We start from the raw sequence: 13,438 nt of genomic DNA, 5'->3' as shown, positions 1-13,438 counted from the left end.
GATTCGATATCTGTCAATATCGAAGAATGTCGAATCAAGAGCCACCGGAGTCCGAGGCTTGCTGCACCCCGCTCGTCCGTGAACCGCTGACCGAGGATTGGGCCGGCGACCTGTCGCGGATGTTCAAAGCTCTCGGCGATCCGGTTCGCCTCCGCTTGCTCAGCTTGGTGGCAAGTCACGAGGGTGGTGAAGCCTGCGTCTGCGACATCTCCGACTCGTTCGATCTGTCTCAGCCGACTATCTCGCATCATCTCAAGGTGTTGCGTCAGGCCGGGCTGCTTGACTGTGAACGTCGCGGGACCTGGGTGTACTACTGGGTGATTCCTACTGCACTGCAACAGCTTTCCGCCGTTCTACTGGTTGAAGGTACGAGCGTGAGTGTCGCGGACGCATGCGCAGAGGTCAGCGCATGAGCAACACCGCTGTCACCACCGAACACCCCGCAGTCGTCGGAAAACTCTCCACCCTCGACCGCTATCTGGCGGTCTGGATCGGCGTGGCCATGGTCGTCGGCCTGCTGGTTGGACGCTGGATCCCCGGTGTGAACACTGCCCTGGACAAGGTGCAGATCGACGGCATCTCGTTACCGATCGCCCTCGGCCTGCTGATCATGATGTACCCGGTGTTGGCGAAAGTTCGCTACGACCGCCTCGACACAGTCACCGGGGACAAGAAACTCCTCGCAGGCTCCCTGTTCCTGAACTGGGTTCTCGGCCCGGCGCTGATGTTCGCCCTCGCCTGGCTGTTTCTGCCTGACCTGCCGGAATACCGAACCGGTTTGATCATCGTCGGTCTCGCTCGCTGTATCGCGATGGTGATCATCTGGAACGACCTGGCCTGCGGAGACCGCGAAGCCGCCGCGGTGCTGGTCGCCATCAACTCGGTGTTTCAGGTGATCATGTTCGCCGTGCTCGGTTGGTTCTACCTCTCGGTCCTGCCCGGGTGGCTCGGCCTCGAACAGACCACCATCGACACCTCGCCCTGGCAGATCGCGAAATCGGTCCTGATCTTCCTCGGTATCCCGCTGCTGGCAGGTTTTCTGTCCCGCTTCTTCGGTGAACGCGCCAAAGGCCGCGACTGGTACGACAACAAGTTCATCCCCAAGATCAGCCCCTGGGCGCTCTACGGTCTGCTGTTCACCATCGTCGTGCTCTTCTCGATGCAGGGCGAACAGATCACCTCCCAGCCTTGGGATGTCGTCCGGATCGCGCTGCCCTTGCTCGCGTACTTCGCGCTCATGTGGGGCGGAGGCTACATCCTCGGCGCCGCAATCGGATTGGGCTATGAACGCACGACGACCCTGGCGTTCACCGCAGCGGGCAACAACTTCGAACTCGCGATCGCCGTAGCCATCGCCACCTACGGCGCCACCTCGGGGCAAGCTCTTGCCGGTGTTGTCGGCCCGCTGATCGAGGTACCGGTGCTCGTCGGGCTGGTCTATGTCTCCCTTGCTCTACGCAAACGCTTTGCAGTCAAAGAGGTTTCATCCAGTCGAGAAAGAGCGAGGTCATGAGCAAACCATCGGTGTTGTTCGTCTGCGTCCACAATGCCGGCCGATCTCAGATGGCCGCGGGATTCCTGAGCCATCTCGCAGGCGACGCCATCGAGGTCCGTTCCGCCGGATCCGCACCCGCCGAGACCGTCAATTCGGCAGCGGTCGAGGCGATGGCAGAGCACGGTATCGATATCTCAGCTCAGTCTCCGAAGATCCTCACCGTTGACGCCGTCCAGGATTCGGATGTCGTCATCACCATGGGCTGCGGCGACACGTGCCCGATCTTCCCCGGCAAGAGCTACCGAGACTGGGTTCTCGACGATCCGGCCGGACAGGGCCTCGAAGCGGTTCGCCCGATCCGTGACGAAATCGAGCGTCGCGTTCAAGCCTTGATCGCTGAACTCACCACTGCCGCGAAGTCTCCCTGACCGATCGGGGAATCGACAGGATCATTCGTCGGCGGGCTCGATGTGTTCGGCACCGAGGACCGAGAGTCGGTATTCCTGTGCGTCCTGCTCGGTTTCGAAATCTTTCTCTTCGAGGAGGTTTCGATCGGCGTCGAGGTATCGGTAGGTAGTCATTCCTCCACCGTGCCACTGATGTCCGGTTCGTGCTCGGATACCGGTTCGATTTCGTCGACGACTGTTTGAATCAGACTTCCGTAGCGCCAGATCAGGTCCTTCGACGACAACGAATCCTCACCGAGGAGTTCGAGCGTTCGCATGCCGGTGGCAAGTCCGAGCAACAGTGAGACGACGACCTGGCTGCGAACCAAACCGGGCTCGGTGTCGCCGATGCGCCGCGCGATCCCGTGAACGTATCGTTCTTTGATCTCTGCCCGGGCGGCGTCCGGATCTGGCGCCTCGTGAACGTGTACTGCGAGCATTGCCCACGGATCGGTTTCGTCGGATTCTCTACGAGCGACAAGTTTCTCGACCAGTTGACAGCCGATGTTTCCGGTGGCGTCGGCATTCGGATCCTCGTCCATCGGAGGTGCGGACGGGATCGCAGCCGAATACAACCGAGCTTTGCTGCCGTAGATCTTCATGACCAGGGCAGGGGAGTAACCGGCTGCGACCGCGATGTCCTTGATGGTCGTCGATGCGTAACCTCGTTCCGCGAACAAGGTTTTTGCTGCTGTGAGGATGCTGGCTTCACCGCTGCTCATGCCGCTCGCCTCGATATCCGATCGCCATGCGTTTGGTTGCTCATACTGTCGTCAACGGCTCGGCATCGACGGGTACGTCGAAGTCGACGACGGTGGACTGCGCGATGACCGCTATCTGACGAGCCAATGTGCCGTGTCCACTCTCGGTCAGCGCGGTCAGGATGTACCGGCCGGATGTCGGGAGTGCGATTCCGTAGTGCCCGGTTCCGTCGGTGACGGTGGATGCGACGAATTCGCCGGTCGGTTTCGTGAGTGTGACGACGGTTCCCGAGGTTGTTCGGCCGTCGACTCCGACCGTGCCGGAGATGGTGAGGCGGTCGCCGAGTTCGACGGTGTGCGTCGATTGCGCGCTGTCGAAAGCGATCACCTGCGACCGAGGGGACCAGCCGTCGGCACTCGTCACTACCAAGTACCGTCCGGGCCGGGGTAGTGCGAGGCAGAAGTTGCCCTCGTTGTCGGCGCGACTCCAGTCGATAGGTCGCCCCTCCATATCCATCACGGTGACAACAGCCTGCCGGATCGGTCGGCTGTCGGCTCGGACCACACGACCGGCAACCACAATTTCCGTTTCGGACACGGCGGCGTCGGGAAGCTCGAACCCTTCCGGGGTCACCGGGCGAAGCGCCGTTTCCGGTTTTGCGCCGCGGCGAGGAATGAACGCAGCGGCAGCGGCAGCAGCCACGGCGGCGAGGGCGGCCAGCCAGAAGATGTTCTTGAAGGCGTCGATCGACGGAAGGCCCTCGCCCGGCCCGGACGGGATGACCATCGAGGTGAGCATGGCGGCAACCACTGCACTGGATGTGGACGTACCGACTGAGCGGAGCAGCGAATTGAGGCCGTTTGCCGACGCGGTTTCGGTGATCGGAACCGATCGCATGATCAGCATCGGCATCGCGGAGTAGGCGATTGCAGTTCCGATGCTGACCACCGCCGCGCTGATGATGATCAGTGCTATCGAGCCGGTCAGGAACACGCGCGCGATGTAGGCGAGCGCGAGCACAGTGCCGCCGACGATCAGGGTGATCTTGGCTCCGAATCGTTTCGTGATGTTCGCGGAGACGGGAGCGAAGAAGACCATCGCGAGGCCTGCCGGAATCATGCACAGTCCGGCCGCCATCACTCCCAGTTCGAAGCCGTAGCCGGAGATCTTCGGCATCTGGAGTTGTTGAGTGGTGGAGAGGTTGTTCGCATACATCGAGAAGCCGACGAGGATCGAGGCGACGTTGGTCAGGAGAACGGGCCGCTTGGCCGACGTTCGCAAGTCGACCATCGGCTGGGTGACGCGAAGTTCGTACGGGAACCACAGTGCGAGCGTCACGATTCCGATGACGAACATGAGCAATGTCAGTTCGCTCGTCCATCCCCAACGGGCGCCCTTGGAGATGGCGAGGAGGATCGCCGTGAGTGCTGTCGAGAGCATGACCGCGCCGAGGAAGTCGAATTTGCCGCGGGTGCGAACACTCGATTCCGGGACGACGGCGGCTACCGCGATGATCAACAGGACGCCCACGATTGCCGAGAGCCAGAAGATGGCGGGCCAGCCTAGATGCTCGAAGATCAACCCGGACAGGGGGAGCCCGAGTGCGCTGCCGATTCCGAGAGTGGCACTCATCAAGGCTGTTGCCGACGCCACCTTCTCCTTGGGCAGTTCGTCGCGCATGATGCTGATTCCGACGGGGATCATCGAGATCGCGAAACCCTGGAGACCACGTCCGATCAGCAGGGCGACAAAGTTGCCGCCGATCGCCGCGACCAGTGATCCGACCACGATCATCGTCATCGAGATCAGCATCATGCGTCGTTTTCCGAACATGTCCGCCAGGCGGGAGACGATCGGAGTGGCGACGGCGCTCGTGAGGAGTGTGACGGTGACGAGCCAGGAGGCGTCGTCAGCGCTGACGCCGAGGATTTTCGGGAAATCTGGCAACAACGGAATGACCATCGTTTGCTGCAGCGCGACCACGGTGCCGGAAAGACAGAGAATTGCGGTGATGAGCCGACTTGAACGGCGAGTGGTCGGAGACGAGTGCAATGCCAAGAGACGGTCCTTCACGCGGCGGTGGTGAACGGTAATTCACCCATGAGTGAACCACTGTTCACCCCTCGTTGTCACCTTCGGTGAATATGCGATTCCTCACGACGGCAACCCGCCCAGGGTTTCCAAGTCGGTATCGCGGGAACAACGTCAGTGGTTGGTCTGCGCCCGCGCGAGCGGGCAGCGAGGAGGAGTGATGCATGCCGAAGTGGGTGACCGTCTCCATGTCCAGGGGCGCGTGGTTGGGCAGGCGGAGGTAACTGCCGAGGTCCTCGAAGTCCACGGGGAGGACGGAGGGCCGCCCTATCTGGTCAGGTACGACAACGGGCACGAGGCGTTGGTGTTTCCCGGTAGCGACGGCTGGATAGATCACCCCGGAAAAGGCTCCTGAACTGCACGATTCTTTCCATGCATGGCCGTTGCATCGAATGCGGCTAAAGTGTGCGCAATGGAGGGCAGACGCCAGTACCACTCCCGCGTGCGTGAAGCTTCCGCACAGCGAACGCGTGAACTCATTCGTGATGCGGCGACGACCTTGTTTGTCCGAGACGGATACGTCAGTGCCACCGTCAAACAGATTGCCGACTCGGCCGGCGTCGCCAATCGGACGGTGTTCACAGCCTTCCCGGGCGGGAAGCTCGAGATCTTCGAAGCGGCCCTCGCCGCGGCGCTCGATGCCGACGAGGTTCCACTCGGCGCGCCGAACCTGGCCTCGGACCCCGATGACGTTCGCCGGATCGTCTCCCAGATCGTGGCACAGGGCATCGGACTGCTCGAACGTGCCGGCGCTCTGATGATGGTCGCGGTCGAATCGTCAGGTGCGGATGCCGACATGCGGCGACTGTCCGAGGAATCGTCGGATCAGTCGGCCGTCAATGCGATGTCGATAGCCGAGGGTCTGTCCGAGCATGGATTGTTGAGGCCCGAGATTTCGCTCGAGAAAGCCGCGGGCATACTTGCCGCTTTCGTCTCGCCTCAGCTTCATCAGCAATTGCGTCGGGTCAGTGGATGGGATGTCGATGCATACCGAGGATGGCTCGAGTTCAACATTCGGCAGAATCTAATGTACTAATCGGTCTGTTTTCGTTAGCATGGCGAGGGTTTTTTATTCTCGGGAGGAATCGCCAGCGTGCCCTATGCCTTGTTCGGCCTCATCACGATGTTGCTGTGGATTTTCTGCATCGTCGACGCCATCACGAGAGATGACGCCTACATCCAGTACCTACCCAAGGTCGTCTGGATTCTGATCATCATCTTCCTTCCCACCTTGGGGTCCGTTCTGTGGCTGGTGGTCGGGCGCGGACAGAACGCGCCCCGCGGTTACGTCGGCCCAACCGGTTACGGCGAATACGAGCGTCCGGGACGCGCCGTTGCGCAGGATCCGGCGGCGGACGAAGCATTCTTGCGTCAGTGCCGCGAGCGGGCGGAAGAGCAGCGTCGAATTGCCAAGCAGCAGCGCCACGACGGCGACGCTGATCGGATTTGAGTTATCGGTAGGCCGTGAGGCGGTCCAGCACGAGCCGAAGCGGCGGCCACGACGATCGGCCGCGACGCGTCACCGCATAGGCGGTGAGGATGACAGGCGGATCGGTCAGCGGCACGACGCGTACGCCTTCGCGGGTCTTGCGTTCGAGTGGCATCAGCCCCACGCCGTAACCACTGAGGATCAAGAGTTCGACCAAGTCGAGACTGTCGATCTGGTGAGTGATCCGAGGGGTGAATCCAGCCAGTGACGCGAGGGTTCGCACGGCCCGCTCGTCGGCTGTATTTCGCGAGTTCACTATCCATGGTGTGTCTGCGAAGGCACGCAGATCGATCCCGGATTTCGTGGACTCGTCGGGTGTGTGGGCGTTGTCGGGAACGCATAATCCCCACGGCGTCGACCAGAGCGGTAGTGCTTCGAGTAACGAGCTCGGGGATGCGGGGGCGAGGTTGTAGTCGTACGTCAGCGCGAGGTCCAGGTCGTCTCGTTCGAGTAGGGCAAAAGCCTCGGCCGGTTCGTACTCGCAGATCACCACGTCTACCTGTGGATGGCTGTGTTGCAGGCTCAGGGCGACGGGGAGCATCGCGGTTCTGACGGCAGTAGCGAATCCGCCGACTCTCAGTGTCCCCTCCGGTTCGGCGGTCGGATCGAGGTCCAGGCGTGCTGCATCGACGGCTGCCAGGATGGTGACCGCATGATCGGCGAGTCGTTGACCGGCAGGTGTGAGGCGAACGCGTCGGCCTTCCGGTTCGATCAATGCAGTACCGGTTTCCGCGGTCAAAGCCGCGAGCTGTTGGGACACTGTCGATGTCGTGAGGTTGTGAGCTTCGGCGACCGCGCGCATGGAACCCAAGCGGGAGAGTTCGAGGAGGAGATGGAGTCGACGGGTTTCCATCGTTCGATCATTCACTAATCGTGAACATAATGTAGGTCAAAATCGCGTGGACACGAACGGTTGGCGTCCCGTTCAATTCAGCTATGGATACGAAAGCGCGGGCCGGAGTGGGCCTGGCTGTTCTGGCGATGTTGTGCGTGCAGCTCGGGCTCGCCGTGTCGGTGGGTCTGATCGATCAGCTCGGAGCAGACGGAGCAGCGTGGATACGTCTCGCCTGGGCGGGCATCATTCTTCTGATCATCGTCAGGCCCCGTCCCTCCGCGTTCACTCGCAAAGCGTTTCTGGCCTGCGTGGTCCTGGGTGTGGTCACCGCCGGAATGACGCTGTTGTTCATGGCGGCCGTCGAGCGTCTTCCTCTGGGAACGGCAAGCGCGCTGGAGTTCTTGGGTCCGCTGACGGTTGCTTTGCTCCGGGGGCGTGGCCGCGTTCTGTGGCCGGTTCTGGCAGGCGTGGGCGTAGTCCTTCTCACCGAACCGTGGGCAGGGACAGTCGATCTGGTCGGTGTGGCGTACGCACTTGGCGCGGCGCTCTGCTGGGCGATGTACATACTGCTCACCCAGCGGGTCGGCGACGAGGTTGCCGGTATCAACGGGCTGGCGGTGTCGATGGCGGTTGCCGGGTTGGCCGCGACAATTGCCGTGGGCCACTCGGCCATTGGGCGGCTGACCCCGCACCTGGTTCTCGTGGGCCTCGGACTTGCGATCTTGCTGCCCGTCGTGCCGTTCGTTCTGGAGATGGTCTCACTGCGGCGGCTGTCGACGGCAGCATTCGGCACGCTGATGAGTCTCGAACCCGCTTTCGCGCAGCTCATCGGTCTTGTTGTGCTGCAACAGGTTCCGAGTTTGCTGGCGGTGGCAGGTATCGCATGCGTCGTCGTCGCGGGGATCGGCGCGGCCCGCGGTGGTGCTCGGGGTGGTGGCGGGAAGCCGGCAGGCCCACCGTCCGATTCCGAGCGAACGTACCTTTCGGCGCCTTCATGAGACCGAGAGTGCCGTTCGCTCAGGGCATGTCAGCTCAGTGCACGGCTGCCGCAGCGATTGCTCCGGCGAACACGTCGGCGACCTCGCCGAGGGAATCGAGGATCGGTTGACCTGATCGTTCGACGCGAGCCCGCACCAGCGAACCCTCGAGTGCGGACACTGCCAGGACGGCAAGCCGTTCCGCTCGAGTGCGTGCGACACCGGACTCGATCAGTGAGTCGCGCAGTAGCGAAGTCCACTGTCGGTAGACCGCCTGTCCTGCGGCTGTCACGCTCTCCGAATCGGGGGCAAGTTCCAACAACACCGTCGTGATCGGCGAGCCTTCGTGGAAGTCCGAATCGCTCACCCATCCAGCGAGCAACCGCGCATACTCGCGCAGCAGTGCTCCGGCGTCCGGGTGGTTGTCGGCGAGTTCGGTCAGAGTGTCGGTGACCAACTGCCCGCCGACGCGGACGACCTCTTCGCCGATCTGCTCTTTGCCGCCGGGAAAGTAGTGGTAGAGCGAACCTTTCGGGGCGCCACTCGACTTGAGGATCTCGTTGAGCCCCGTAGCCGCATACCCCTGGCGGCGAAACAGATCGGCTGCAGCTCGTACCAGTGCTTCGCGGTGTTTCGGGGGAGTCGCCACGAGTTGGAGCTTAAACACCCCAGCGATCCACCACAATCTATGTAGACTGGTCTACATGGAAAATTCGGAAATGCTGGAACAGTTGCGCGCAGTCAACGCCTCGGCGGCCTTCAACCGGTGGGCCGGATTCGAAGTGACGGAGGCCGAACCAGGACGTGTCTGCCTGCGGCTCGAATGGCGTGAGGATCTCGGCCAGTACTCGGGACACTTGCACGCTGCGCTTGTGGCGGGACTTATCGACACTGCGTGCGGATTTGCTGCCTTTACACAGGTTGGTGTCGTGGCGGCGTCCAACTGCGCGGTCAATTTCGTGAGCCCGGGAGTAGGAACGGCATTCGTCGCCACGGCACGCTCGGTCAAGGCTGGGCGCAAGCAGGTGTTCGTCACTGCCGAGGTACATGCCGAACGCGAAGGCGAATCCGTGCTCGTCGCGTTCGGCACTACCCTCTTGGTTCCACTCGCCGTTCAGGCTTAGGGAACCTCAGGGAATGAGGATGAACTTCCCGGCGGGATGAGAACTCTGCAACTCGGTGTGAGCGAGGGTGACGTCTGCGAGCGGGAAGGTCTTGGCGATCTTCACGGTGAGGTGTCCCGACCCGGCTTGTTCGACCAGTTCGGAGCGAGCCTTCAAACGTGCTTCGGCACTTGCCGGATTGCCTCCGCCGACAGACGCGAAGCCGTCGGTCTGGGCGCGTCCGAACGCGACGATGGTGACGACACGGCTCTTGTCGGCGACCAATGCCAGAGATGTATCGACGGCTTCGTCAGTTCCGGCGGTGTCGAAAGCAGCGTCGACACCGTTCGGTGCGAGTTCACGAACGCGGGCTTCGAGGCCCTCGCCGTAGAGCACCGGCGTGGCGCCGAGCGAGCGCACGTAGTCCTGATTCGATGCTCCCGCAGTGCCGATCACGGTGGCACCGCGTGCTGCGGCGAGCTGAACCGCAATAGCGCCGACGCCACCGGACGCGCCGTGGATGAGGACGGTGTCCCCGGAGCCGACGCGAATGGTGTCGAGGGCATCGACTGCAGTTCCGCCGACGAGAAGGAGTCCGGCCGCCTGTTCCCAGCTGATGCCGGCGGGCTTCGCGGTGATCGAGGAGACCGGAACGACTACCTGTTCGGCGTAAAGACCGTTGCCGGGGCTGACGATCACTTCGTCGCCGACTGCAACACCGGTAACGCCGTCGCCGACCGCCGAGACGACGCCCGCTGCCTCGCCGCCGAGGCGGATCGGAAGCTTCTCGGGATCAGTGCCGAAAGCACCGCTGTAGAGCTTGAAGTCGAAGGGATTGACGCCGATCGCCTTCACGTCGACCAGGACTTCGCCTGATTTCGGTGCCGGTAAATCGATGTCCACCAGCTCCAGGACCTCGGGCGTGCCGTACGTCTGCGCTACAACAGTTTTGGTCATGTCTCGCGCAACCGTCCTCGGGGAAGCGATATTCCCCGAGGACGGGAAAAACTCGAGAAGATTCGATCAGCGGATCAGGGTGCCCAGATCGAGCGGCATCGCGATGCCGGTGATGTGATGGGCCTCGTCGGAACCGAGGAACGCGACGGCTGCGGCGATGTCCTCCGGCTGGCTGACCGGGTCTGGCAAGGTCTGCATGAAGATCGGACCGAGGGTGTGAGCGTTGGCGTCGATGAGCGGCCGCATGTCCGTCATCTGCATTCCGGTTTCCACGCCGTGCGGGTGGATGGTGTTGACCCGAATGTTGTACTGCCCCAATTCCGAGGCCATCGTCTTGGCCAGACCGGTGATGCCGTGTTTGCTCGCGACGTAGTGGCCGAGGAAGGGGAGCCCACGCAGGCCGGCGACGGAGCTGGTGAAGATGATCGAGCCACCGGTGCCTTGCTTGATCAGGTGCGGGATCGCTGCCTTGGCGGTGTGAAAGACGCCGGTCAGGTTGACGTCGAGCGTTTCCTGCCACTGCTCGGGCGTGATTTCCCAGGACATGTTGGCAGAACAGATTCCGGCGTTCGCGACGACGACGTCGAGGCGCCCCAGTTCGTCGATGCCGGCATCGAGCGCCGCGGACAGCGCAGAGAAGTCGCGGACGTCGGTCTTGGTAGCGACAATTCGTCGGTCCAGAGCCTTGACCAGTTCGACTGTCTCGGCCAGGTCGTCTTCGGTGGCGCCGGCGTAAGACGTGGATTCGAATTGAACACACGCGTCGACGGCGATGATGTCTGCGCCCTCTTCTGCCAGCCGGACAGCTTCCGCCCGCCCCTGACCGCGGGCTGCTCCGGTGATGAAGGCAACTTTTCCGGTGTATCGATTGGCAGTCATGCTCAAACCTCCGAATAGTGGTGACGATCTGCTCTTCGGAAGTTAGCGCGACGAAGTTCTTTTCGGGGGTGAATGTCCAGTCAGCGGAAACCGCTCAGCACACCCTGGTCAACAGGGCACATGGTCCGTCGGCGAAGACATCGCGCGCATCTGCGGACGTGACGGGTTGTCCGCTCAGTGCGTCGAGCCATTCGCCTTCGGGAAGGTCGATTCGTGTGTCTCGCCAGCCGTGCGACGAGAGTCCGAGCGAATGTCGCGTCGCCAGAGCAACGACCATGGGCGGATCACCTGCCGGGCCGCGCGAGAAGCCGACCAGATGACCGGATCCGGAACCTGAAGCGAAGACCGGCCGGTACTCACCGTGATCGAACCACGAGGGGTTCTCCCGCCGCAGTGTCAGTGCCGTGCGAACGAGGTGCAACTTTGCGGTTCCTGTTGCGTCGATCGGCGCGGCGCCGGATTCGAGCAGTGATCGCCTCGTTCCGTAGTCGACAACGCGCCGGTTGTCCGGGTCGACCAGCGAGTCCTCCCACAGCTCCGTGCCCTGGTAGACGTCGGGAACTCCGGGCCCGAGGAGTTGGAGCAGCTTTTGGCCCAGAGAGTCCGTCCAGCCGTGACGCGCGATCCGGCCGACGAATTCGCTGACCGAATCAGCGACAGGTCCGTCGAACACCTCGTCGATCCAGCGGTGCACTGCCGACTCGAAGCCGACGTCCGGATCGTTCCAGGAAGTCCTGGCGCCGGACTCGCGGACGGCTTTCTCCGCATAGGCGTGTAAACGCTCGCGCAGCTCTGGAACCGAGGACGCGGGGCGACCGTCCGCCGGCCACACGCCGATGATGTTCTGCCACAAGAACAATCCGGTAAGCGGATCAGGGCTGGGGCAGACGTTTTCCCAGTCGCGAATCAGCCGGGACCACAGGGTCGGCACCTGAGACACAACACCGATCCGTGCCCGCACGTCCTCGCCGCGTTTGGTGTCGTGAGTGGACAGACTCGTCATCGCCCGCGGCCACCGCTTCGCTCGGTCCGCGTTGTGGAGATGGAATTCGGCGACGGAGACGGCAAGTGATGCCGGGTTGCCGCCGACTTCCTGACGTGAGACCAGTCGCGCCGTCCGATAGAAGAGTCGATCTTCGACGGACTTAGCCATGACGGCGCCGCACACCTGCTGGAAGCGAACCGCCGCTTCACAGCCGTTCACCAGGGATTGCGCCAGCACGTTGAACGCCGCTTCATGCCCGGGCGCCAATTCGTGCATGTCGCCGACGATGCGAGCGGCCAAACCGGCGAGGGGACTGTAGTCGGATCGATAGACCGGCATCCGAGCGATCGCGACGACGACTGCGTCGTTCAGTTCGGTCTCGCTGCAACGACTTCCGGTTTCGCGTCGGATTGCGCGCACGAGTCTGCGAACCTCGGGTGCAAGGTCACCGCGCCCGGTGTCGCGTTTGAACTGACGTTCGGTGTGATGCAACCACGTACTGTCCCCGTCGTCGCCGGTCAGATCTGCCGAGAGTTCGGTCAATTCGAGTTCGGCGGCGGGATCGACGAAAATGCCGCCCAGTTGATTGAGTGCGTCGTATCCGGTAGTGCCGTCGATCGGGAGCAGCGGATCGAGTGGTTCCGTATGGCCGAGGATCTTTTCGATCACGAGCCACTGATCTGGTCCGATCAGTTCCCGCAGGCGACAAAGGTACTCCGCCGGATCGGCGAGTCCGTCCGGGTGATCGATGCGAACGCCGTCGATCAGTCCTTCGTCGACCCACGACTTCAATTGCCGATGGCAGAGTTCGAAGACTTTGGGGTCCTCTTGGCGCAGTGCAGCGAGTTCGTTGACGGCAAAGAACCGTCGGTAGTTGATGATTCCGGCGTTCCACGGTACGAGTCGGTACGACTGCCTGGAGTGGACCTCCTGTGGAGATCCGGGTTCGGTGCCGGAGGCGACAGGGAAGCGGTGCTCGTAGAACGCGAGAAGTGTTTCCTCACCGTCTTTCTCGACAGTCAGTGCGTCGAGATCGTCCTGGCTGCCCAGCACCGGGAGCGAGAGTTTGCCGTTGGCCCCGTTGTCGTCTGCCCAGTCGATGTCGAAGAAGTCCGCGTACTCCGACGACTGCCCGTGCGTGAGAACGTCCCACCACCAAGCATTTTCGCGAGGTTTGGCGACACCGACATGGTTGGGGACCAGATCGACGATCAGGCCCATCCCACGTGATCGAACCGCGCGCGATAACTCCACCAAAGCCTCGCGGCCACCAAGTCCTTCGGACACGGTCGTCGGATCGGTGACGTCGTAGCCGTGCGTCGACCCGGACGTCGCAGTGAGGATGGGGGAGAGATAAAGATGTGAGACCCCCAATGCCTCGAAGTAGTCCACCTGTGCGGCCGCATCACGAAGAGTGAATGCATCCGGTCGCAACTGCAGTCGGTAGGTGCTGGTTATCGGGGCCATGTGCACGTCTCC

16 protein-coding genes are annotated in these 13,438 nt (G+C 62.4%); 8 read left to right on the top strand and 8 right to left on the bottom strand.

Annotated elements, in window-relative coordinates; genetic code table 11:
• Positions 1-26: 26 nt before the first annotated feature.
• From FEZ59_RS00450 to FEZ59_RS00440, 3 genes are read left to right on the top strand one after another with little or no spacing between them, the layout of a single operon-like run.
• Entirely contained in the window at positions 27-413 is a 387-nt protein-coding gene (locus tag FEZ59_RS00450; protein WP_042952095.1) for a metalloregulator ArsR/SmtB family transcription factor, read from the top strand.
• On the top strand, positions 410-1,513 hold the full coding sequence (arsB, locus tag FEZ59_RS00445; protein ID WP_069146870.1) for an ACR3 family arsenite efflux transporter: 1,104 nt from the start codon (positions 410-412) through the stop codon (positions 1,511-1,513). Before FEZ59_RS00450 ends, arsB begins: the two co-directional genes overlap by 4 nt.
• The gene (locus tag FEZ59_RS00440) at positions 1,510-1,923 is read left to right on the top strand and encodes an arsenate reductase ArsC (protein WP_021333708.1); all 414 of its coding nucleotides are present in this window, start codon (positions 1,510-1,512) and stop codon (positions 1,921-1,923) included. The genes arsB and FEZ59_RS00440 overlap by 4 nt, the downstream gene beginning before the upstream one ends.
• A 21-nt stretch (positions 1,924-1,944) precedes the next feature.
• Here the strand turns inward: FEZ59_RS00440 and FEZ59_RS30225 are convergent, their stop codons facing one another.
• From FEZ59_RS30225 to FEZ59_RS00430, 3 genes are read right to left on the bottom strand one after another with little or no spacing between them, the layout of a single operon-like run.
• Positions 1,945-2,076, bottom strand: a complete 132-nt coding sequence (locus FEZ59_RS30225; RefSeq protein ID WP_256922339.1) for a hypothetical protein — start codon at positions 2,074-2,076, stop codon at positions 1,945-1,947.
• Entirely contained in the window at positions 2,073-2,663 is a 591-nt protein-coding gene (locus FEZ59_RS00435) for a TetR/AcrR family transcriptional regulator (RefSeq protein ID WP_134999732.1), read from the bottom strand. The genes FEZ59_RS30225 and FEZ59_RS00435 overlap by 4 nt, the downstream gene beginning before the upstream one ends.
• A gap of 40 nt (positions 2,664-2,703) precedes the next feature.
• Positions 2,704-4,716, bottom strand: coding sequence for an MFS transporter (locus tag FEZ59_RS00430; protein ID WP_172932065.1), 2,013 nt, complete (start codon positions 4,714-4,716; stop codon positions 2,704-2,706).
• 178 nt (positions 4,717-4,894) lie between these two features.
• Here FEZ59_RS00430 and FEZ59_RS00425 point away from each other — a divergent pair, with 178 nt between their 5' ends.
• From FEZ59_RS00425 to FEZ59_RS00415, 3 genes are read left to right on the top strand one after another with little or no spacing between them, the layout of a single operon-like run.
• Complete coding sequence (locus FEZ59_RS00425) at positions 4,895-5,089, top strand: DUF1918 domain-containing protein (RefSeq protein ID WP_003941743.1); 195 nt, start codon at positions 4,895-4,897, stop codon at positions 5,087-5,089.
• 57 nt (positions 5,090-5,146) lie between these two features.
• Positions 5,147-5,770: a TetR/AcrR family transcriptional regulator gene (locus FEZ59_RS00420; protein ID WP_019748839.1), complete on the top strand. Its 624-nt coding sequence runs from the start codon at positions 5,147-5,149 to the stop codon at positions 5,768-5,770.
• 57 nt (positions 5,771-5,827) lie between these two features.
• The gene (locus FEZ59_RS00415; RefSeq protein WP_070386481.1) at positions 5,828-6,184 is read left to right on the top strand and encodes a PLD nuclease N-terminal domain-containing protein; all 357 of its coding nucleotides are present in this window, start codon (positions 5,828-5,830) and stop codon (positions 6,182-6,184) included.
• 1 nt (position 6,185) lies between these two features.
• Here FEZ59_RS00415 and FEZ59_RS00410 read toward each other — a convergent pair whose 3' ends face one another.
• Positions 6,186-7,076: a LysR family transcriptional regulator gene (locus tag FEZ59_RS00410; protein WP_070386480.1), complete on the bottom strand. Its 891-nt coding sequence runs from the start codon at positions 7,074-7,076 to the stop codon at positions 6,186-6,188.
• A gap of 83 nt (positions 7,077-7,159) precedes the next feature.
• On the opposite strand from FEZ59_RS00410, the gene FEZ59_RS00405 reads away from it, so the two are divergent.
• On the top strand, positions 7,160-8,056 hold the full coding sequence (locus FEZ59_RS00405) for an EamA family transporter (RefSeq protein ID WP_070386479.1): 897 nt from the start codon (positions 7,160-7,162) through the stop codon (positions 8,054-8,056).
• A 34-nt stretch (positions 8,057-8,090) separates the two neighbouring features.
• Here the strand turns inward: FEZ59_RS00405 and FEZ59_RS00400 are convergent, their stop codons facing one another.
• Positions 8,091-8,684: a TetR/AcrR family transcriptional regulator gene (locus FEZ59_RS00400; protein WP_019748835.1), complete on the bottom strand. Its 594-nt coding sequence runs from the start codon at positions 8,682-8,684 to the stop codon at positions 8,091-8,093.
• Positions 8,685-8,739: 55 nt separating this feature from the next.
• Between FEZ59_RS00400 and FEZ59_RS00395 the strand changes: the two genes are divergently transcribed.
• The gene (locus FEZ59_RS00395) at positions 8,740-9,159 is read left to right on the top strand and encodes a PaaI family thioesterase (RefSeq protein ID WP_020908051.1); all 420 of its coding nucleotides are present in this window, start codon (positions 8,740-8,742) and stop codon (positions 9,157-9,159) included.
• A gap of 6 nt (positions 9,160-9,165) precedes the next feature.
• Here FEZ59_RS00395 and FEZ59_RS00390 read toward each other — a convergent pair whose 3' ends face one another.
• The 3 genes from FEZ59_RS00390 to treY form a co-directional block, all read right to left on the bottom strand.
• A complete protein-coding gene (locus FEZ59_RS00390) occupies positions 9,166-10,095 on the bottom strand; it encodes an NADP-dependent oxidoreductase (protein ID WP_047890062.1) in 930 nt (309 codons plus the stop codon).
• Positions 10,096-10,161: 66 nt separating this feature from the next.
• Positions 10,162-10,974, bottom strand: a complete 813-nt coding sequence (locus FEZ59_RS00385; protein ID WP_019748832.1) for a mycofactocin-coupled SDR family oxidoreductase — start codon at positions 10,972-10,974, stop codon at positions 10,162-10,164.
• A gap of 94 nt (positions 10,975-11,068) precedes the next feature.
• Positions 11,069-13,426: a malto-oligosyltrehalose synthase gene (gene treY, locus FEZ59_RS00380; protein WP_172932064.1), complete on the bottom strand. Its 2,358-nt coding sequence runs from the start codon at positions 13,424-13,426 to the stop codon at positions 11,069-11,071.
• Positions 13,427-13,438: the final 12 nt, after the last annotated feature.

It is taken from the genome of Rhodococcus sp. MS13, assembly GCF_013277835.1.
GTDB lineage: Bacteria > Actinomycetota > Actinomycetes > Mycobacteriales > Mycobacteriaceae > Rhodococcus_F > Rhodococcus_F erythropolis.
The sequence above is the reverse complement of the archived record's forward strand: the minus strand, read 5'-3'. Positions and strand labels throughout refer to the sequence as shown.